The following is a 19,458-nucleotide window of genomic DNA, read 5'->3' as shown; positions in this document are numbered from 1 at the left end:
CAGCCACCACAGATGGTGCGCCGGATCGGGGACGCCGCGCAAATTGGCATCGTCGAAGGCCATGGCGTAGCCGTACGTGTAGGCGCAGGCCGGAGTGGAAGTACCGTCGCAGATCCCATAGGGGTTGGTAAGGTCCTTCCCGCGGTAGGCGTTCGATGTGGGCCACCACGAGGATCCGTCGCGTCCCGGATTGGCGGTGTTGACGTAGACCGGGACCGGTGTCCCGGCTGGCGCATCGACCGTGCCTGCGGCCCAGGCCAACTGCGTGAGCAGACATGGATTCTTTGTGTCCGGCCGGCCGCCGTTGACGCCTATGACGGCGAACTTCGCGGGATTCGGAAGATGAGCGCCGCACTGAGGCCACGAGATGTCATTTCCCAGCGCCGCGGCATCCGGAGGAGGGGTTGCCGGAGCATCGTCTGCGGCGCGCGCCGGGCCGGCCAGCCAGCCGAACAGCAGGCAAGCCACGACCAAAATTTTTGCGGATTTCATAAACGACCCCCCGCCTCCGAACGAACTGCAACGGGCCGCCAGCGGCCCACGTCGAATCCTAGGAGTGCCACCACTGTCGGTCACGGGTAGTCGTTACTGGACTTATCCATGTGATTTCGGGCCCGACATGTCTCTTCCACTTGTTTCACCTGTTGCCGGCGCTTCGCGGCGGACCGGTGTGGCCGGCGGCGGCGACGCGGCCGGGGCGCCACGTAGTCACGGATGCGGCTGGCCGGACATCGGCCGCGGGGCATTTATCCTCGAATGATGAGGTTGAGCAGCTGATGGGTCATGGACATTCACACACGGGGTCCGGCGGGAAGGATCTTTCCGCCCGGGCGGTGGCCGGCCGGCGCAGGGCCAACATCCTGCTTTTGGCCGTCCTCGTCCCGCTGGCGGCGCTGACGGTGGCGGCGATGGTCCTGATGTGGCCCACAGGCAACCGCGGGGACCTGAAGATCTCGAGTCCGTATGCTGCCGCGCCCGGGGTCAGCTTCGATACCGGTACGGTGCTAAGCGCCGGCGTGGAAGACTGTCCTTCGTCGGCCCCGGTTGTCGCGGCCGGGGGCACCGGGACGAAGTGCCTCGTCGCCCACACCCAGCCGGACCAGGGCGGGAATCTTGTCGCCGTGGAGATCACCCCGGAGATTGCCAAGTCCCACGGGGTCAAGGCCGGCGACAAGCTGCGTTACCTGAACCTCTCTAGGGTTGCCCCGGCCAGCGGAGGATCGCAGTACGTGTTCGTGGACTTCGTCCGCACGGTCCCCGTCCTGCTCCTGGCGCTGCTGTATGCCGTGACCGTGATCGCCGTCGCCCGCTGGCGAGGCCTGCGCGCGATCATCGGGCTCGTCGGCGCCTACGTCATCCTGGCCTCGTTCGTGCTGCCTGCCCTGCTGGAGGGCCGCCCCGCCCTCCCGGTGGCCCTGGCTGGTGCCTCGGCCATCATGTTCGGGGTCCTGTATTTCGCCCACGGATTCTCCGCGCGCACCTCAACCGCCCTGCTGGGCACTCTCTTCGGCCTCGGCATCACCGCACTTCTGACGTCGTGGGCGGTCTCGGCCGCATACTTGACGGGCATCGGGGACGAGAACACCTACCAGCTCATCAACGTCTCCGACAAGCTCTCCATCTCCGGCATCATCACGTGCGGGCTGATCATCTCGGGTCTGGGCGTGCTCAACGACGTCACCATCACCCAGTCCTCCGCCGTCTGGGAACTCTACGAACTGGCCCCCGCGACGACGGCGCGGAACCTGTTCACCTCCGCGATGCGCATCGGCCGGGACCACATCGCCTCCACCGTCTACACCATCGCCTTCGCCTACGCGGGGGCCGCCCTCCCCGTGCTGATTCTGGTCATGCTCTACGACCGGCCGCTGCTGGACGCCCTCACCAGCGGCCAACTCGCCGAAGAAGTCGTGCGCACCCTCGCCGCCTCCATCGGACTGGTCCTGGCCGTCCCCGTCACGACGATCCTCGCCGTCCTCGTCGTCAAAGCCACCGCCCGGACCGGGGGAGACGAGGACATCAGCCCGCCACAGGAACCACGCCCCCCTGCCGCCACCGCCGCGGTCCCGCGCGACGACATCGAGGACAACGCAGTGCTGGAAGCCGTCTACGAATCCCGCCGCGAACGCCGCCAGGCGACACAGGGCGCCGGCAGATAAATTTCCATAAGCCGCGGCCGGCGGCCCGGTGCGGGCCGGAATCCCACGGAAATGAAGGCTAAGACCCCGCTTGCAAAACCCGCCCCGCTCCAGCGAAACAGAGCATCACCTCGTGAGCACCCAAACATTGACCCACGCGGCCACTGTCGAGCCGGTGACCGCCCCCGGTCCTTTCCGTCGACGACCCTGGACGGATACGGCCGGGAGGCTCGCTGTAGGGGGAAAGTAGTTGCACGTCGCGGAGGTGCACTCGTCATGGGAGGTGGGAGGGTCGTGTCAAAGGCCTCGCTGTGTGCTCTGTGCAGTTTCACTTACCGGCGGGTGTGCCGCCTTTGCGGAACGTACCTGTGATGGAGAGCTTGCCCGAGCATTGGATAAACCCGTAGCGGAAGATGTGGACGGCTAGGCGGATGATGAGGAATCCCGCGATGACGAGTTCGGCGATGACGATGGTTGCCTCGACCTGTGAGAGGGTGCCGAAGGCGTTGCGGTGCATTGCAGTCACGGGGGTGAGAGCGGGAAGTAGGTACAGACCTGCACGACGGGGGCGCAGAGGTTACTTGGTTTCGGAACGTGGTGGAGTTCCGCTTCAACGTCTGACCCTCCGCCACCCCGCGGAGCGGTATTTCCGCCGAGTAATAGCGAATTAACTGGAAGGCTCCGATTTTCGAATTGGGGCTTTTCCTGTGTCCGGCGCTTTTATCCTTTTGTTACGCCTCAGTCAATGTTTTGGGCTAGAGCCTCCACTGCGGAGCGCCTCCAATGTTGCAGCTCGATAACGAACTTTACGGTGAGTCAACAATGGTGGCCCCAAGTGGCCTTGGGGGTTTACGCTTCATGCCATGTGAGACGGGCCACACTGCCGCTGGGGGAGTGTGGACGTCTGTCTGGCGCTTCCGGCGCCGGTCTCACCCACACCACAGAAACAAGGAGGCGGAATGCGCTTGGGTCGTATTTCCAAAGCAGTGGGCGTGGCAGCAGTAGCTGCCATCGCACTCAGCGCCTGCGCAGGCAACGGCGGCGGGACAACCCCGTCCACCGCGGCTGCGGCAGGCAAGCAAGGCGGATCGGCAACCGTTGTAGAGGTCAACGCGTTCAACACGTTCAACCCGAATACGGCCGACGGCAACACTGATATCAACTCAAAGATCAGCTACGCCACGCACTCAGGCTTCTTCTACATCGACAACAAGCTTAACGTCGTCCGCAACGAGAAGTTCGGCAAGATGGAAAAGGTCTCCGACAATCCGCTGACGGTCAAGTACACCGTCAACGACGGCGTGAAGTGGTCTGACGGCACGCCTGTCACCGCAGCCGACCTCGTGCTGCAGTGGGCCGCTTTCTCCGGCTACTACAACGACGCCTCTGCGGACGGCAAGAAGGGTACGTCGTACTTCTCCTACGCCGGCGACCCCACCGGTCTTGCCCTCACCGACTTCCCGGAACTCGGTGACGACGGCCGCAGCATGACCGTGAAGTACTCCAAGCCCTTCGCGGACTGGGAAATCGCCCTCGGCGGCCCCGGCATCGACGTGCCGGCCCACGTCCTCGCCAAGAAGGCAGGCCTGGCGGACACCAAGGCCTTCCTTGACCTCCTCAAGAGCATGCCCCGAGGCGACGCCAAGGCTCCCAAGCCGGCGAACGCCAAGCTGAAGGCCATGGCGGACATGTGGAACACCGGCTTTGACACCAAGACCCTGCCGGCCGATCCGAGCCTCTTCCTCTCCGATGGCCCCTTCATCGTCAAGAGCATCAACCAGGACCAGTCGATGACCATGGTCAAGAACAAGGACTACAACTGGGGTCCGATTCCCAACCTGGACGAAATCACCGTCCGCTACATCGGTGAGGCCCCCGCCCAGGTCCAGGCGCTCAAGAACGGCGAAGCCGACATCATCGCCCCGCAGGCGTCCGCTGACACCGTGGAACAGCTCAAGGCCCTCGAAAGCCAGGGCGTGACGGTCGACGTCGGCCACCAGCTCGCGTACGACCACCTCGACCTGAACTACTCCGGCCCGTTTGCCGACAAGAACGTCCGCGAGGCGTTCATGAAGGCCGTCCCGCGTGCGGACATCGTCGACAAGATCGTCAAGAAGCTCGACCCGAAGGCCACGCCGCTTGACTCCCAGCTCTTCGTCCCGGACCAGGCACCGTACGCCGACTCCGCGAAGAACAACGGGTCCTCCGCCTACCAGGGTGTGGACATCGAGGGCGCCAAGAAGCTCCTCAACGGCGCCACCCCCTCGGTCCGCATCATGTACAACAAGGACAACCCCAACCGTGTTGACGCTTTCTCCCTGATCAGCGAGTCCGCCACCAAGGCCGGCTTCAAGATCGTTGACGGCGGCCTCGGCAAGGCCGACTGGGGCAAGGCCCTCGGCGACGGCACCTACGATGCCACCATCTTCGGCTGGAGCAACTCCGGTGTCGGCGTGTCCGGCGTCCCGCAGATCTTCAAGTCCGGCAATGGTTCCAACTTCAACAAATTCAGTGACCCGGCAGCGGACAAGCTGATGGACGAACTGATTGTCACCACCGACAAGAGCAAGCAGGACGGACTCGTAACGCAGATCGACAAGATGATCTGGGACTCCGCCTACGGCCTTCCGCTCTTCCAGTCGGTTGGCGTGGACGCATACAGCGACCGTGTCACCGGTGTGAAGTACATGCCGAACCAGACCGGCGTTTGGTGGAACTTCTGGGAATGGGCACAGAAGTAGCCCGCGACCGCAAGTAACACTGCTGGAAAGGCGTCGGGACCACAGCTTCTTCGGTCCCGGCGCCTTTCTGGCGACCTCCCCGGCCCCGCCGCTACATCGGCGGGAACGGCCAAACTCCGCGACCGGTCCGGGCCATCCCCGGACCCGAATTCCGAGGTTCTATTCCAATGGTGACCTACATCTTCCGGCGGCTTCTGACTGCCGCCCTCATCTTGCTCGGCGCATCGTACTTCGTGTATCTCCTGACAGCGGCGTCCGGCGATCCCCTAGAAGATCTCCGTGCCAACCCCACCCCGCAAAAGCAAGCGCTCATGGACGCGAGGACCGAGCTCCTGCAGCTGGACACCCCAGCCCCGCTGCGGTATTTCAAATGGTTCGGCGGCGCGATCCAATGCGTCGTTCCGTTTGCCAACTCCTGTGACCTCGGAAAGAACATCGCCGGCCAGCCCGTCACCGAGGCTCTCGGCTTCGCGCTCGTGCAGACCCTGACGCTCGTCACCGCGGCAACCGTGCTCGCCATCCTGATCGGCATTACCCTGGGCATCGTCACCGCCCTGCGGCAGTACAGCACGCTGGACTACGGCGTGACCTTCATGGCCTTCCTCTTCTTCTCCCTGCCGATCTTCTGGGTTGCCGTCCTGCTCAAGGAATTCGGCGCCATCGGCTTCAACAACTTCCTGCGAAACCCCGAGGTTCCGCTGACCGTGGCCCTGGGCATCGGCGTCGTCGCCGGCGCGCTGACAGCTGTCGCGGCGGGCGGGGCCATGAAGCGCAGGCTGATGGCCGGCGCCATCGCCTTCGCTTTCGTCACCGTCGTGCTGATCTACTTTTCCGCCACCGAATGGTTCAAGACCCCGGGCTTGGGCCCCGTGGTCATCGCCATCGCCGGTGTGGGCATCGCCTTCGCTGTCACCCTGCTCTCCGCGGGACTGAAAAACCGCAAGGCCCTGCAGTCGGCCCTGATCTCCGTCGGCGTTGGCGTCGTGCTGTACTTCCTCCTGCAGCCGCTGCTCAACGAGGCCACGTTCCTCATGATTGTGATCCTGGCGGTCGTGTTCGTCCTGATCGGCATGGGCATTGGCTACCTGGTGGGAGGCTACGACCGCGGACAGTCCATGCGGGCCGCGGGGATCACCTCGTTCCTGGTCGGCTTCCTGATTCTGCTGGACCGTTATATGCAGGCCTGGCCCACCTACTTCAACAACAGCCGTGTGCGCGGCCGGCCCATCGCCACTATCGGTGCCAGCACCCCGAACATTCAGGGCGACTTCTGGGTCCTGAGCCTTGACTCCTTCACCCACCTGATCCTGCCGACCCTGGCCCTGATCCTGATCTCGTTGGCCAGCTACACACGGTTCACCCGGGCCTCAATGCTGGAAATCATGAACATGGACTACATCCGCACGGCCCGGGCCAAAGGCCTCAGCGAGCGGACCGTCGTCATGCGCCACGCCTTCCGCAACGCCCTGATCCCGATCGCCACGATTGTGGCCTTCGACATCGGAGCTCTGATCGGCGGTGCCGTCATCACCGAAACAGTGTTCTCGGTCCGCGGCATGGGCTTCCTGTTCCTGGACGGAATCTCGCACGTCGATCCCAACCCGGTCATGGGCGTCTTCATCTGCGTGGCCATCACGGCCATGGTCTTCAACCTCATTGCGGACCTGGCATACTCCGCACTGGATCCGCGCGTAAGGGTAAAAGCATGAGCCAGCCAAGTCAGCAGGAAGTAATCATGGCCGAAGACGGCGCGCGGAAATCAGCCGCGGCAGGCATTGAGCCGGTCCTCGAGGCCAAGGGCCTCAGCCAGGGCCAGATCGTCCGGAAGCGGTTCCTCGGGCACTCCGGGGCCATCATCGGCCTCGTAGTTTTCGCCTTTATCTTTGTCCTGGCCTTCACCTCGGTGGGCTACCTAGGCATCCCGGGCTGGTGGAAGTACACCCACGAGCAAGTCTCGCCGCTGATCAACGACGGCGTACCCACCCTCTCGTTGTGGCCGCCCGTCTGGGGCGAACATCCCTTCGGCCAGGACCGGATCGGCCGCGACGTCTTCGCCATGACCATGCGCGGCGCGCAGCAGTCCATCACCATCATGGTCGTGATCGGCCTTATCGCCGGCCTGATCGGCGTCGTCGTCGGTGCGATTTCCGGCTACTTCCGGGGCTGGGCCGAGGCCATCCTGATGCGCGTGACCGACGTCATCATCATCATTCCCGCGCTGCTGCTGGCCGCCGTCATGGCCCAGCTCGCCGGCCGCCGGGACCAGGGAAGCTGGTTCGCCTCGTTCACCAGCACCAACGGCGTCCTCGCCCTCGGAATCTTCCTGGGCCTGATCAGCTGGGTCGCACTGGCCCGCCTGATGCGCGGCGAATTCCTGTCGCTGCGCGAACGCGAGTTCGTCGATGCGGCCCGGATTTCGGGTGCAAGCAACGCGCGGATCATCTTCAAGCACATCCTGCCCAACGCCGTCGGCGTGCTGATCGTGAACGTGACCCTGACAATGTCTGCGGCAATCCTCACCGAAACGGCACTGAGCTACCTCGGCGTCGGCGTCAAGGCCCCGGACACGTCCCTCGGCCTGCTCATCTCACAGAACCAGCAGGCCTTCGCCACCCGGCCCTGGCTCTTCTGGTTCCCGGGCATGTTCATCGTGCTCATCTGCCTCAGCATCAACTTCATCGGCGACGGCCTGCGGGACGCCTTTGATCCGCGGCAGAAGAAGTTCAACGCCAAGAAGGCAGTCGATCACGGCGCACCGGCGGTGCAGGCAAGCGCCGTCACCGCCCTCGACGGACCCGAGCCTGAAGGGCCCCGGCATGACGGACCGGCAGACGGAACACGGGACCAGTAAATGCCAGCCCCGCGCACGGCGGTTCTAGCGGGCGGTAATCGCCAGGTAGCTCGCCGCCAAGAGCAGTACGACGGCGCCAAGCGCCACCCAGCGGACGGTGACGGTCGCGGTGCTGGCGGCGTCGTCGGCGCCGAGTTGCCCGTCTTCCACCAGGTCGTGCCACCGTGCCCGCACCAGCATGGCGGCCTGGCCGGAGTCCGTGGTCTTCAGGTCGCCCGGACGGACCGACTTGCCGGGACCATACGTGGTTGCCGGCAGGCCGTGGAGGTCCTCGGGGCGGGCGTGGCGCCCGCCCCAGATGCCCGGGGCGGGCGCGGCCCACGACGTGTAGCTCTTCTCGGCGGTGACCAGGGTGAGCGCGAAGCGCGTATCGACGTGCACCAGCGCGGCCCATGGGACCTCGATCGAGCGGAACGGATTTTCCAGGGTGACGCCGGCGTCGTGGACCACCACGGACGGCATCCAGAACAGTTGCCAGCCCATGAAGGCAATGAATGCCAGCGGGGCGACGCCCGCCAGCGCCCCTGGACCTGCCGAGACCGCCGTGACCACAACACCGAACCCGGCCACGGCCCAGGACAGCCACGCGAACCATTTGTTCGTTCGTGCCTTGAAGACTTCAACATTTCCGGCATGCGGCGCAGGTCTCATGCCCCTAATAATTCAGTATTCCGAGCCGCAGCACTAATCCCCGGTGCGTCGGCGGCTCGGGCGGAAGGATGGACCCATCATGACTGACTTCATCACCCTCGATCCGCCAAAGGACGCTGCCCCCAGCCGGGGCGAAACCGTCCTGGAAGTCCGCGACCTCAGCGTGGACTTCGGCGTGGACAAGAAATGGGTCCCGGCCGCTATCGGACTGAACTACGAGGTGCGGGCCGGTGAAGTGCTCGCCATCGTGGGGGAGTCCGGATCCGGAAAAAGTGCCAGTTCGATGGCGCTTCTGGGCCTGCTGCCCACAAATAGCCGTGTGACTGGAAGTGTCAAGCTCGCCGGCCGTGAACTGCTGGGAGCCAATGAGACCAATATCCGTGCCGTCCGCGGCAAGGATGTCGCGGTGATCTTCCAGGAGCCCATGACGGCCTTGAACCCGGTCTACACCGTGGGGTCGCAGATTGTCGAAACTGTGCGCCTGCACAATGAGGTCTCGCCGGAAGAGGCGCGGATCCGGGCCCTGCACATGCTCGAGCTTGTGGAATTGCCCGATCCGGAAAAAGCCTTCCGATCTTACCCACACCAGCTTTCCGGAGGCCAGCGCCAGCGCGCCATGATCGCGCAGTCGCTCTCCTGCGACCCGAAGCTGCTGATCGCCGACGAGCCCACCACGGCCCTCGATGTGACGGTTCAGGCCGAAATCCTTGACCTCATGCGCAACTTGAGGAACAAACTTGACAGCGCCATCGTGCTGATCACCCACGACATGGGCGTGGTGGCCGACCTCGCCGACCGGATCGCCGTCATGCGCAAGGGCCTGATTGTGGAGACCGGGACGGCCGCGCAGATCTTCCACAACCCGCAGCACGAATACACCCAGGCGCTGCTGGCCGCCGTACCGCACCTGGGCCAGGGCGGCGTCGATTCCGTGGCGGAAGTGGACGTCACTGCCGCTCTGGCCGCCGCCACCCACGCGGAGATCCTCTCCATCCCGGAAGAAGAGCTGATCCGGCGGGAGCGGGAGAACGCCGCCGCCCTGGCAGTGGCCGAGGCAGCCAAGCCGAAGGGCGATCCCGTCCTGGAGCTCAAGGACGTGGCTATCGAATACCCGAAGCAAGGCCGCGTGCCGGCTTTCCGGGCCGTGGAAGGGGCCAACCTGGTCATCTATCCCGGCCAGGTGGTGGGCCTCGTGGGCGAGTCCGGCTCGGGCAAGACCACGATCGGCCGTGCCGCCGTCGGACTCCTGCCGGTAGCGGCGGGAACCATGCGGGTGGTTGGGCAGGACATTTCCGCGGCCAAGAGGAACGGCCGTCAGCTGCACGAGATGCGACGGCATGTTGGCATGGTGTTCCAGGATCCGTCCTCCTCCCTGAACCCCCGGCTGCCGATCGGCGAGAGCATTGGCGAGCCGATGTTCCTGGCCAAGGTCGCGAAGGGGGCCGAGCTGCAACATCGGATCGAGGCCCTCCTGGACCAGGTGGAGCTCCCGCGCGACTACCGCAACCGCTACCCGCACGAACTCTCCGGGGGCCAGAAGCAGCGCGTGGGAATCGCGCGCGCCCTCTCACTTAAGCCGAAACTGATGGTCGCCGACGAGCCAACGTCCGCCCTCGATGTCTCGGTTCAGGCCAGGGTGTTGGATCTGTTCCAGAACTTGCAGAAGGAACTGGGATTCGCATGTCTCTTCGTCACCCATGACCTGGCCGTGGTGGACGTGCTCGCGGACCGGATCTGCGTTATGCAGCGCGGCAGGATCGTGGAGCAGGGGACCAGGGACCAGATCCTCCGCAACCCCCAGGAGCCCTACACCCAGCGGCTCCTGGCAGCTGTACCGCTGCCGGATCCGGACAAGCAGCGTGAGCGTCGCGAACTGCGCGCGCAACTGCTTTCCGGGGCCAGCTGAGGGGCGCAGCGGAGCTTAAAACCGATCACATTCAGTTAATCCAAGGTAACCCGGATCACAGGAGGGGCGTATCGTACCAGCCAGTAGCGTGTGACTTGAAATACTTTGCGCTTGACGCTAGCCGTCATGGGTCTGTCGAATCACGGTTTGGCAACGGAGTTCCAACATTCGGACAATTTAGGGCTAGGCTACTTCCATATGAAGCACGTCACAGGGGATACCCCTGTGCCTGCTTGCGGGGAAGCATAAGTTTTTCCCTCACGAACTCCCACAACTCATAGGAGGCGGAATGCGTTTTTCGCGCACTTCCAAAGCACTGGGCATGGTGGCCATCGCCGCCCTGGCCCTGACCGGATGCGGTGCCAGCGGCTCCGCGACCGGTAGCGGCAGCACCGGTGGCGACACCAGCAAAGTTATCCTCGCCGACGGCTCCGAGCCCCAGCGTCCCCTGATGCCGGCCGACACCAACGAAGTTGGCGGCGGCAAGGTCATCGACATGATCTTCGCTGGACTGGTCAGCTACGACGCCAGCGGCAAAGCGGTTAACGAACTCGCCCAGTCCATCGAGGGCAAAGACGGCCAGCACTTCACCATCAAGGTGAAGAAGGGCGAGAAGTTTACGAACGGCGAGGCCATCACGGCCAAGACCTTCGTTGATTCCTGGAACTTCGGTGCAGCAGCCAAGAACGCCCAGCTCAGCGGCAGTTTCTTCGAAAGCATCAAGGGCTACGATGAGGCCAGCGCAGAAGGCTCCAAAGTGGAGACCATGTCCGGCCTGAAGGTCGTTGACGACCAGACGTTCACCGTCGAACTGAAGAAGCCGGAATCCGACTGGCCGCTTCGCTTGGGCTACACCGCATTTGTTCCGGTTCCCTCCGGCGCCCTGAAGGACCCGAAGGCGTTCGGCGAGAAGCCGGTCGGCAACGGCCCGTACAAGCTTGCGGATGGCGGCTGGCAGCACAACGTGCAGATCCAGCTCGTTCCGAACCCGGACTACAACGGCCCGCGCAAGGCCAAGAACGCCGGCGTGACCTTCAAGATCTACCAGAACGACGACGCGGCCTACCAGGACCTGCTGTCCAACAACCTGGACATCCTGCAGACCATCCCGACCAGCGCGCTGAAGAACTACAAGTCTGACCTCGGCGACCGCACCATCAACAAGCCGTACGCCGGCAACCAGACCATCGCCATCCCGGAATACCTGCCGGAATGGAGTGGCGAGGCCGGAAAGCTCCGCCGCCAGGCGATCTCCATGGCCATCAACCGCGACGAGATCACGAAGGTGATCTTCAACGGTGCACGCCAGCCTGCCAAGGACTTCACGGCTCCCGTGCTTGACGGCTACAGCGACTCGATCCCCGGTGCGGAGAACCTCACGTTCAACGCCGACAAGGCGAAGGCTGCTTGGGCCAAGGCCGACGCGATCAAGAAGTGGGACCCCAACGAGACCTTCACGATCGCCTACAACGCCGACAAGGGCGGACACAAGGCCTGGGTTGAAGCAGTGGTCAACCAGCTCAAGAACACCCTCGGCATCAAGGTTGAAGGCAAGCCGTACGCCACGTTCAAGGAAGCCCGCAACGACGCCACCGCCAAGACCCTCACTGGCGCCATCCGCGCCGGCTGGCAGGCAGACTACCCGTCGCTGTACAACTTCCTCGGCCCGATCTACAAGACCGGTGCCGGCTCCAACGACGCTAACTACGCGAACCCGGCGTTCGACAAGGCCGTTACCGACGGCCTGAACGCCCCGTCCGTCAGCGACGGCAACAAGGCCATGAACAAGGCCCAGGAGATCCTCCTCCAGGACCTGCCGGCCATCCCCCTGTGGTACCAGGTTGCCCAGGGCGGCTGGAGCGACAAGGTCAGCAACGTTGACTACGGCTGGGACGGCGTCCCGCTGTACTACAACGTCACCGGCAAGTAACACCTAAGCGACGGCGGGGGCCGCCCTTTCTGGGGCCTCCGCCGTCGTCGTGCTTCCCCTCCCTTTTATTTTCTTGGTGCCCGGCTGTTCGGGCCCACTTTTCGCAGCCCTGCCGCCGCGAGTGTACCGGCGCCGGCCTGCATCCATAGTGAAAAGGTTCTTTGATGAACAACTCCGCCGCATCCCTGGACAGGATGCCTGCCAACGAGGGTGTGACTCGCTGATGTCGACCTACATCCTCAAGCGTTTCCTGCAATTGATTCCCGTTTTCCTGGGCGCAACACTGCTGGTCTACTTCCTGGTCTTCAGCCTGCCCGGCGACCCCATCGTGGCCCTGTTCGGCGACAAGCCGGTCAACGTGGCCGTGGCCGCCAAGCTGCGGGAGCAGTACCACCTGGACCAGCCGTTCTGGATGCAATACCTGCTCTACCTCAAGAGCATCTTCACGTTCGACCTCGGCCAGGACTTCTCCGGGCGCCCCATCGCCACCGTGCTTGGCGAGGTATTCCCCGTCACGGCACGGCTGGCCATTATGGCGCTGATCTTCGAAGCATTTTTCGGCATCGTCTTCGGCCTCATCGCGGGCCTGCGCAAAGGCAAGTTCTTCGACGCCACGGTCCTGATCGCCTCCCTGGTCGTGATCGCTATTCCGATCTTCGTCCTGGGCTTCCTGCTGCAGTTCACCATCGGCGTCCAGCTGGGCTGGGCCAAACCGACCGTTAGCTCCGCGGCAACCATCCCGGACCTCATCCTGCCGGCGATCGTGCTGGGATTGGGATCCTTCGCCTATGTCCTGCGCCTGACCCGCACGTCCGTCATCGAAAACATGAACGCCGACTACGTGCGCACCGCCACCGCCAAGGGCCTCTCCCGGTTCCAGGTGGTCCGCGTCCACATCCTGCGCAACTCCCTGATTCCCGTCATTACGTTCCTGGGCGCCGACCTCGGTGCCTTGATGGGCGGGGCAATTGTCACGGAAGGAATCTTCAACGTCCCGGGCGTAGGCAACCGGCTCTACCGGGCCGTCCTGTCGGGCGAAGGCCCCACCGTCGTCTCGATCGTCACCGTCCTGGTGCTGATCTACTGCCTGTCCAACCTGCTCGTTGACCTGCTTTACGGCTGGCTTGACCCGAGGATCCGTTATGACTCCTGATAACACCACCACCGCACGGCACGCCGTCGCCACCCGTCCGGCCCGCCGAACCGAGCACTTCGTGGCCGATGTCTCCGAGACCCCGCTCCAGGTGACGGATCGGGTCAAGGACGAAGCCGCACCGCTGAGCCTGTGGGGCGAGGCCTGGAAGAACCTGCGCAAGCAGCCGCTCTTCCTCGTCTCCGCATTCCTGATCCTCGTGGTCGTGGCGGTCTCCCTCTTCCCGGGATTGTTCTCTCCGATCGACCCGACGTCGGAAGCGTGCCAGCTGGCCAACTCCGACGGTGGCCCGGTCACCGGCCACCCGCTGGGCTTCACCCAGCAGGGCTGCGACGTCTACGCCCGCGTCATCTTCGGCACACGCTCCTCGGTCACAGTGGGCCTTTTGACCACCATCGGGGTCCTCCTGATCGGCGGCATCTTGGGTGCCGTAGCCGGCTACTACGGCGGCTGGATCGACTCCGTCCTGGCCCGCATCAATGACATCTTCTTCGCCCTTCCCCTGATCCTGGGCGCGATCGTGCTCATGCAGCTGCCGATGTTCCGAACGAACAAGACCGTGTGGACCCTGGTGCTCATCCTGATCGTCTTCGGCTGGCCGCAGATCGCCCGCATCACCCGCGGCGCCGTCATCGAGGTCCGCAACGCGGACTTCGTCACGGCCGCCCGCTCGCTGGGCGTCTCGAAATTCGGTGCCCTCATGCGCCACGTCCTGCCGAACTCGCTGGCTCCGATCATCGTCGTGGCCACCATCTCGCTGGGCACGTTCATCGTGGCCGAGTCAACGCTGTCCTTCCTGGGCATCGGGCTGCCCCCCAGCGTCATGTCCTGGGGCAACGACATCCAGGCGGCACAATCCTCGCTCCGGTCCAACCCGATGCCGCTGCTGTACCCGGCCATCGCGCTGTCCATCACCGTCCTGAGCTTCATCATGCTGGGCGACGCCCTGCGTGATGCCCTCGATCCCAAAGCCCGCAAGCGATGAAAGGGGACACCATGAGCGCCTCTGTTGACTTCCAGGAAGCTGCAGACGCCACCGAGCGCCCGCTGCTCGAAATCAAGGACCTGGCCATCGGGTTCACCACCAGCAACGGCGAGGTCAACGCCGTCCGCAACGCCCGCCTCACCATCATGCCGGGTGAAACCGTCGCGATCGTGGGCGAGTCCGGCTCCGGGAAGTCCACCACCGCGCTGGCCGCTATCGGCCTGCTCCCGGGCAACGGGCGCGTCGCGGCAGGCCAGATCCTGTTCGACGGCGAGGACATCTCCAACGCCAGCGAAAAGCGGATGATTGAACTCCGCGGCAACAGCATCGGCATGGTCCCGCAGGACCCGATGTCCAACCTCAACCCGGTGTGGAAGATCGGCGACCAGGTCCGCGAGACGCTGAAGGCCAACGGCCTGCCCAGCGGCCCCGAGGACGTCGCCAAGGTCCTGTCCCAGGCCGGGCTGCCCGACGCCGGCAGCCGCGCCAAGCAGTACCCGCACGAGTTCTCCGGCGGCATGCGCCAGCGCGCGCTGATCGCGATCGGGCTCGCCTGCCAGCCGCGCCTGCTCATCGCCGACGAGCCCACCTCGGCGCTCGACGTCACCGTGCAGCGCCAGATCCTCGATCACCTGGACAAGATGACCACGGAGCTCGGCACCGCGGTGCTGCTGATCACGCACGACCTCGGCCTCGCCGCCGAGCGCGCCGACCAGGTAGTGGTCATGTACCGCGGCCAGGTCGTCGAATCCGGGCCGTCGCTGGAGCTGCTGCAGAACCCGCAGCACCCGTACACCCAGCGGCTGGTTGCCTCGGCGCCGTCGCTGGCGTCCCGGCGCATCCAGGCCGCCAAGGATCTCGGCGTGGAAACCGACGACATGCTCGCCCCGAGCGAGACCGGTGCGGTTGAACCGGCCACGTCCGACGACGTCCTGCAGATCCAGAACCTCAAAAAGGTGTTCAAGCTGCGTTCGGGACTGGGGAAGTCCACGGACTTTACCGCCGTCGACGGCGTCTCCTTCAACGTCAAGCGGGGAACCACGACGGCGATCGTGGGGGAGTCGGGATCCGGCAAGTCCACGGTGGCGCAGATGGTGCTGAACCTCCTGTCGCCGACCTCCGGCAAGATCATCTTCGACGGCGTGGACACCTCCACGCTGAACAGCAAGGAACTCTTCGCCTTCCGGCGCCGGGTGCAGCCGATCTTCCAGGACCCCTACGGTTCGCTGGACCCGATGTACAACATCTTCAGGACCATCGAGGAGCCGCTGCGGACCCACAGGATCGGGGACAAGGCGAGCCGCGAGAAGAAGGTCCGGGAACTGCTGGACCAGGTGGCGCTGCCGCAGTCCACCATGCAGCGGTACCCGAATGAGCTCTCCGGCGGCCAGCGCCAGCGCGTCGCGATCGCCCGCGCCCTGGCCCTGGACCCCGAAGTGATCATCTGCGACGAGGCCGTCTCGGCACTGGATGTGCTGGTGCAGGCCCAGGTGCTGAACCTGCTCGCCGACCTGCAGTCCCGGCTCGGCCTCACCTACTTGTTCATCACCCACGACCTCGCGGTGGTCCGGCAAATCGCCGACCACGTGTGCGTCATGGAGAAGGGCAAGCTGGTGGAGACCGGTTCCACGGATGAGGTCTTCGATGCGCCGCAGCAGGAATACACCATGGCCCTGCTCAACGCCATCCCCGGTGCCGGCCTCATGCTGCCGCCGGAAATGGACGTGGCCTGAGCAGCCGCTTTCCATCGGGACTGAAGAAGTCCACCGCTAGCAGAAGCTGGTAGTAAAGGAGCCGGTGTCCGCCCAATGGGGCGGGCACCGGCTCCTTTATTGTTGTGCTGTTTCTTTTGCTCGTCCTGTTTTTTACTTGTGCTGTGGGGGACGCCCGACGCTAGCGGGACAAGCCGGAGAGCAGGCCGGGCTCCGCATAGTCAAAGCCCATCGACTCCAGCCGCTGGCCGAAGACGGCGCCCAGGGCCGCATGGCCCTGCCGGTTCAGGTGGACCCCGTCCGCCATCGAGCCCGTGAGGTTGTAGCGGGTGAGCCAGTCGCCCGCGCTGACGAACGGCAGGCGGTGCCGGTTCGCCACTGTCCCCAGCAGGGCGTCCACCTCGCTCCGGCGTCCACCGCCGTAGTGCGCGCCCCGCGCGAGGGTGCCGACCATGAGCAACCGGGCCGCGGGGTAACGCTGCTCGATGCTGGTGATCAGCCGATCGGCGTTGTCGACGATCTGCGCGTCCGAGGCGCCGCGTGCGGCGTCGTTCCCGCCACCTTCGATCACCACGAGGGGAGGAATGCCATAGGGGAGCTTCCAGTCGCCGCGCTGGAGCGCGTCAATGTAGTTGCCGGTGGTGCCGTTGGCTGCCACGTAGCCGGTGCCGCCCCGGCCGCAGAAGAAGACTTTGTACCCAGCCGCAGCCAGTCCCTGCCTGGTCCACCCATAGGCCGGTTCCGACTGCGAGTCGCCGATCAGCACCGCCATGTTGCTGGTGTCCTTAACGATCACCTCGCTGCGGCCGTTCGCGGGATTGCGGTAGACCGCGCCGCCCGGCAGGCTGGCGGGGTTTACGTCCGAACCGATCCGCGTCCTGGCGGGGGAGCCCGCGGCGACCGGGCCGTCGGCGCCGCCGGCCGCTCCATTTCCCATGCCCGCCGCGCCGGCATGGGGAAGCGCGACGGAAGCGCCGGCGTCAGACGCAGGTGAAGTAGGTGCTTGTCCGCAGCCGCCAAGAACTACGCCTGCGGCGATCATCGTTGCGACAAAGCGGCACAATGCCGTGGCGTTTCGCATGAATATCTCCGGGCTTGCCTGCTGCTATCAGGGCAATCATGGTGCATGGGCGCTGGAAAATCCAGTGACTTTACTCACAAGTAATAATCCGCTTTCGTGTATCCTTCCGGCGCCTGCGGCGGCCGGAGGGCCGCCGCCCAGTCCATCAGGGTTCGGCATTTTAGGCCAATAAATGACCTAGCGCTTAGAATGGATGAAGGTGCCCTGTGCCAAAGGGGCGTATCCGTCGTGCGTTCCGGTTGGAAATGTCGCGATACCACAGCTGACTTCACCACTGAATCGAGCAATAACGCATGTCTGAAACCACCACCAACACCGCGGTAGCCACTGCATCGCGCAGTGACCTGCGCAACGTCGCGATCGTGGCCCACGTTGACCACGGCAAGACCACTCTGGTCGACGCCATGCTCAAGCAGACCAACTCCTTTGCCGAGCACAATCACCTCGAAGACCGTGTCATGGACTCCGGTGACCTGGAGCGCGAAAAGGGCATCACCATCCTGGCCAAGAACACCACGGTGGCCTACAACGGTCCGTCCTCCAAGGGCGAGACCATCACCATCAACGTGATCGACACCCCCGGCCACGCCGACTTCGGTGGCGAGGTGGAGCGCGGCCTGTCCATGGTCGACGGCGTCGTCCTCCTCGTCGATGCATCTGAGGGCCCGCTGCCCCAGACCCGTTTCGTGCTGCGCAAGGCCCTCGCCGCCCACCTGCCGGTGATCCTCCTGGTCAACAAGACCGACCGCCCCGACGCGCGGATCGAAGAAGTTGTCCACGAGTCCATGGACCTGCTCCTGGGCCTGGCCTCCGACCTCGCTGACGAAGTTCCGGACCTGGACCTGGACAAGATCCTCAACGTCCCGGTCGTTTACGCGGCCGCCAAGGTCGGCCGCGCTTCCCTCGAGCAGCCCGCCGACGGCACCGCCCCGGAGAACGAGGACCTCGAGCCGCTCTTCAACGCGATCATCGAGCACATCCCGGCTCCGACCTACAACCCGGAGGGTGTCCTGCAGGCGCACGTCACCAACCTGGACGCCTCCCCGTTCCTCGGCCGCCTCGCGCTGCTGCGCATCTACAACGGCACCCTGCGCAAGGGCCAGACCGTGGCCTGGGCCCGTGCCAACGGTGAGCTGAAGAGCGTCAAGATCACCGAACTGCTGGCCACCAAGGCACTGGACCGCGTTCCGGCCGAATCCGCCGGCCCGGGCGAGATCGTCGCCGTCGCCGGTATCGAGGAAATCACCATCGGTGAGACCCTGACCGACGTCGACAACCCGCAGCCGCTGCCGCTGATCACCGTTGACGACCCGGCCATCTCGATGACCATCGGTATCAACACCTCGCCGCTGGCCGGCAAGGTCAAGGGCGCCAAGGTCACGGCCCGCCAGGTGAAGGACCGCCTGGACAAGGAACTGATCGGTAACGTCTCCATCAAGGTGCTCCCCACCGAGCGTCCTGACGCCTGGGAAGTCCAGGGCCGTGGCGAGCTCGCGCTGGCCATCCTGGTCGAACAGATGCGCCGCGAAGGCTTCGAGCTGACCGTGGGCAAGCCGCAGGTTGTCACCAAGACGGTCGACGGCAAGATCCACGAGCCGATGGAGCACATGACCATCGACGTGCCGGAAGAATATCTCGGCGCTGTCACCCAGCTCATGGCAGCCCGCAAGGGCCGCATGACCAACATGGCCAACCACGGCACCGGCTGGTGCCGCATGGAGTTCATCGTTCCGGCCCGTGGCCTGATCGGGTTCCGCACCAAGTTCCTCACGGACACCCGTGGCGCCGGCATCGCCGCCTCGATCTCCGAGGGCTACGAGCCGTGGGCCGGCCCCATCGAATACCGCACCAACGGTTCGATGATCGCCGACCGCGCCGGCGTGGTGACCCCGTTCGCCATGATCAACCTGCAGGAGCGCGGCTCGTTCTTCGTCAAGCCCACCTCCGAGGTTTACGAAGGCATGATCGTGGGCGAGAACTCCCGCGCCGACGACATGGACGTCAACATCACCAAGGAAAAGAAGCTCACCAACATGCGTGCAGCTTCCTCGGACACCTTCGAGAACCTGACGCCGCCGCGCGACCTGACCCTCGAAGAGTCCCTCGAATTCGCCCGTGAGGACGAATGCGTTGAGGTTACCCCGGAGTCCATCCGCATCCGCAAGGTGATCCTGGACACCAACGAGCGTGCCAAGGCCAACCGCGCCCGCGCCAAGGTCTGATCCCGGTCCCCGGGCTTCGGCTGACACGTGAATAGGAGAGCTGCCGGTACGGCAGGCGGCATTGCCGCCGCCGTGCCGGTAGCTCTTT

At 64.7% G+C, this 19,458-nt stretch carries 13 protein-coding genes and 1 pseudogene; 10 read left to right on the top strand and 4 right to left on the bottom strand.

Features of this window, described 5'->3' with window-relative positions:
- Positions 1-468: pseudogene (locus tag AB4Y72_RS12140) on the bottom strand (hypothetical protein); the annotation flags it as partial.
- Positions 469-776: 308 nt separating this feature from the next.
- Here AB4Y72_RS12140 and AB4Y72_RS12135 point away from each other — a divergent pair.
- The gene (locus AB4Y72_RS12135; protein ID WP_441426402.1) at positions 777-2,159 is read left to right on the top strand and encodes a YibE/F family protein; all 1,383 of its coding nucleotides are present in this window, start codon (positions 777-779) and stop codon (positions 2,157-2,159) included.
- Positions 2,160-2,466: 307 nt separating this feature from the next.
- On the opposite strand, the gene AB4Y72_RS12130 is transcribed toward AB4Y72_RS12135, so the two are convergent.
- The gene (locus AB4Y72_RS12130; protein WP_441426401.1) at positions 2,467-2,664 is read right to left on the bottom strand and encodes a hypothetical protein; all 198 of its coding nucleotides are present in this window, start codon (positions 2,662-2,664) and stop codon (positions 2,467-2,469) included.
- Between the two features lie 433 nt (positions 2,665-3,097).
- Between AB4Y72_RS12130 and AB4Y72_RS12125 the strand changes: the two genes are divergently transcribed.
- The 3 genes from AB4Y72_RS12125 (at position 3,098) to AB4Y72_RS12115 (ending at position 7,730) form a co-directional block, all read left to right on the top strand.
- Positions 3,098-4,879, top strand: coding sequence for an ABC transporter family substrate-binding protein (locus tag AB4Y72_RS12125; RefSeq protein WP_441426400.1), 1,782 nt, complete (start codon positions 3,098-3,100; stop codon positions 4,877-4,879).
- 167 nt (positions 4,880-5,046) lie between these two features.
- On the top strand, positions 5,047-6,588 hold the full coding sequence (locus AB4Y72_RS12120) for an ABC transporter permease (protein WP_441426399.1): 1,542 nt from the start codon (positions 5,047-5,049) through the stop codon (positions 6,586-6,588).
- The gene (locus tag AB4Y72_RS12115) at positions 6,585-7,730 is read left to right on the top strand and encodes an ABC transporter permease (RefSeq protein ID WP_441426398.1); all 1,146 of its coding nucleotides are present in this window, start codon (positions 6,585-6,587) and stop codon (positions 7,728-7,730) included. The genes AB4Y72_RS12120 and AB4Y72_RS12115 overlap by 4 nt, the downstream gene beginning before the upstream one ends.
- A gap of 24 nt (positions 7,731-7,754) precedes the next feature.
- Here the strand turns inward: AB4Y72_RS12115 and AB4Y72_RS12110 are convergent, their stop codons facing one another.
- Entirely contained in the window at positions 7,755-8,381 is a 627-nt protein-coding gene (locus tag AB4Y72_RS12110; protein WP_441426397.1) for a PH domain-containing protein, read from the bottom strand.
- Positions 8,382-8,460: 79 nt separating this feature from the next.
- On the opposite strand from AB4Y72_RS12110, the gene AB4Y72_RS12105 reads away from it, so the two are divergent.
- The 5 genes from AB4Y72_RS12105 to AB4Y72_RS12085 all read left to right on the top strand — a co-directional run bounded on the left by AB4Y72_RS12105 (position 8,461) and on the right by AB4Y72_RS12085 (position 16,088).
- Positions 8,461-10,287 carry an ABC transporter ATP-binding protein gene (locus tag AB4Y72_RS12105; protein ID WP_441426396.1) on the top strand — a complete coding sequence of 609 codons (1,827 nt, stop codon included), beginning with the start codon at positions 8,461-8,463 and terminating at the stop codon, positions 10,285-10,287.
- Between the two features lie 289 nt (positions 10,288-10,576).
- Positions 10,577-12,217: a peptide ABC transporter substrate-binding protein gene (locus AB4Y72_RS12100; RefSeq protein WP_441426395.1), complete on the top strand. Its 1,641-nt coding sequence runs from the start codon at positions 10,577-10,579 to the stop codon at positions 12,215-12,217.
- 223 nt (positions 12,218-12,440) lie between these two features.
- Positions 12,441-13,370: an ABC transporter permease gene (locus tag AB4Y72_RS12095; RefSeq protein WP_441426394.1), complete on the top strand. Its 930-nt coding sequence runs from the start codon at positions 12,441-12,443 to the stop codon at positions 13,368-13,370.
- Positions 13,360-14,355 (top strand): ABC transporter permease, encoded by a 996-nt coding sequence (locus tag AB4Y72_RS12090; RefSeq protein WP_441426393.1) that lies wholly within the window; start codon positions 13,360-13,362, stop codon positions 14,353-14,355. Before AB4Y72_RS12095 ends, AB4Y72_RS12090 begins: the two co-directional genes overlap by 11 nt.
- An 11-nt stretch (positions 14,356-14,366) precedes the next feature.
- Positions 14,367-16,088, top strand: a complete 1,722-nt coding sequence (locus tag AB4Y72_RS12085; RefSeq protein ID WP_441426392.1) for an ABC transporter ATP-binding protein — start codon at positions 14,367-14,369, stop codon at positions 16,086-16,088.
- 160 nt (positions 16,089-16,248) lie between these two features.
- Here the strand turns inward: AB4Y72_RS12085 and AB4Y72_RS12080 are convergent, their stop codons facing one another.
- Positions 16,249-17,004 (bottom strand): SGNH/GDSL hydrolase family protein, encoded by a 756-nt coding sequence (locus AB4Y72_RS12080; protein ID WP_441426391.1) that lies wholly within the window; start codon positions 17,002-17,004, stop codon positions 16,249-16,251.
- A 437-nt stretch (positions 17,005-17,441) separates the two neighbouring features.
- Between AB4Y72_RS12080 and typA the strand changes: the two genes are divergently transcribed.
- Positions 17,442-19,370: a translational GTPase TypA gene (typA, locus tag AB4Y72_RS12075; protein ID WP_441426390.1), complete on the top strand. Its 1,929-nt coding sequence runs from the start codon at positions 17,442-17,444 to the stop codon at positions 19,368-19,370.
- The last annotated feature ends 88 nt before the right edge of the window (positions 19,371-19,458 follow it).

It is taken from the genome of Arthrobacter sp. YAF34 (genome assembly GCF_052113245.1).
GTDB lineage: Bacteria > Actinomycetota > Actinomycetes > Actinomycetales > Micrococcaceae > Arthrobacter.
Note: the sequence above shows the minus strand (reverse complement) of the source record. Positions and strands in the feature narration are given on the sequence as shown.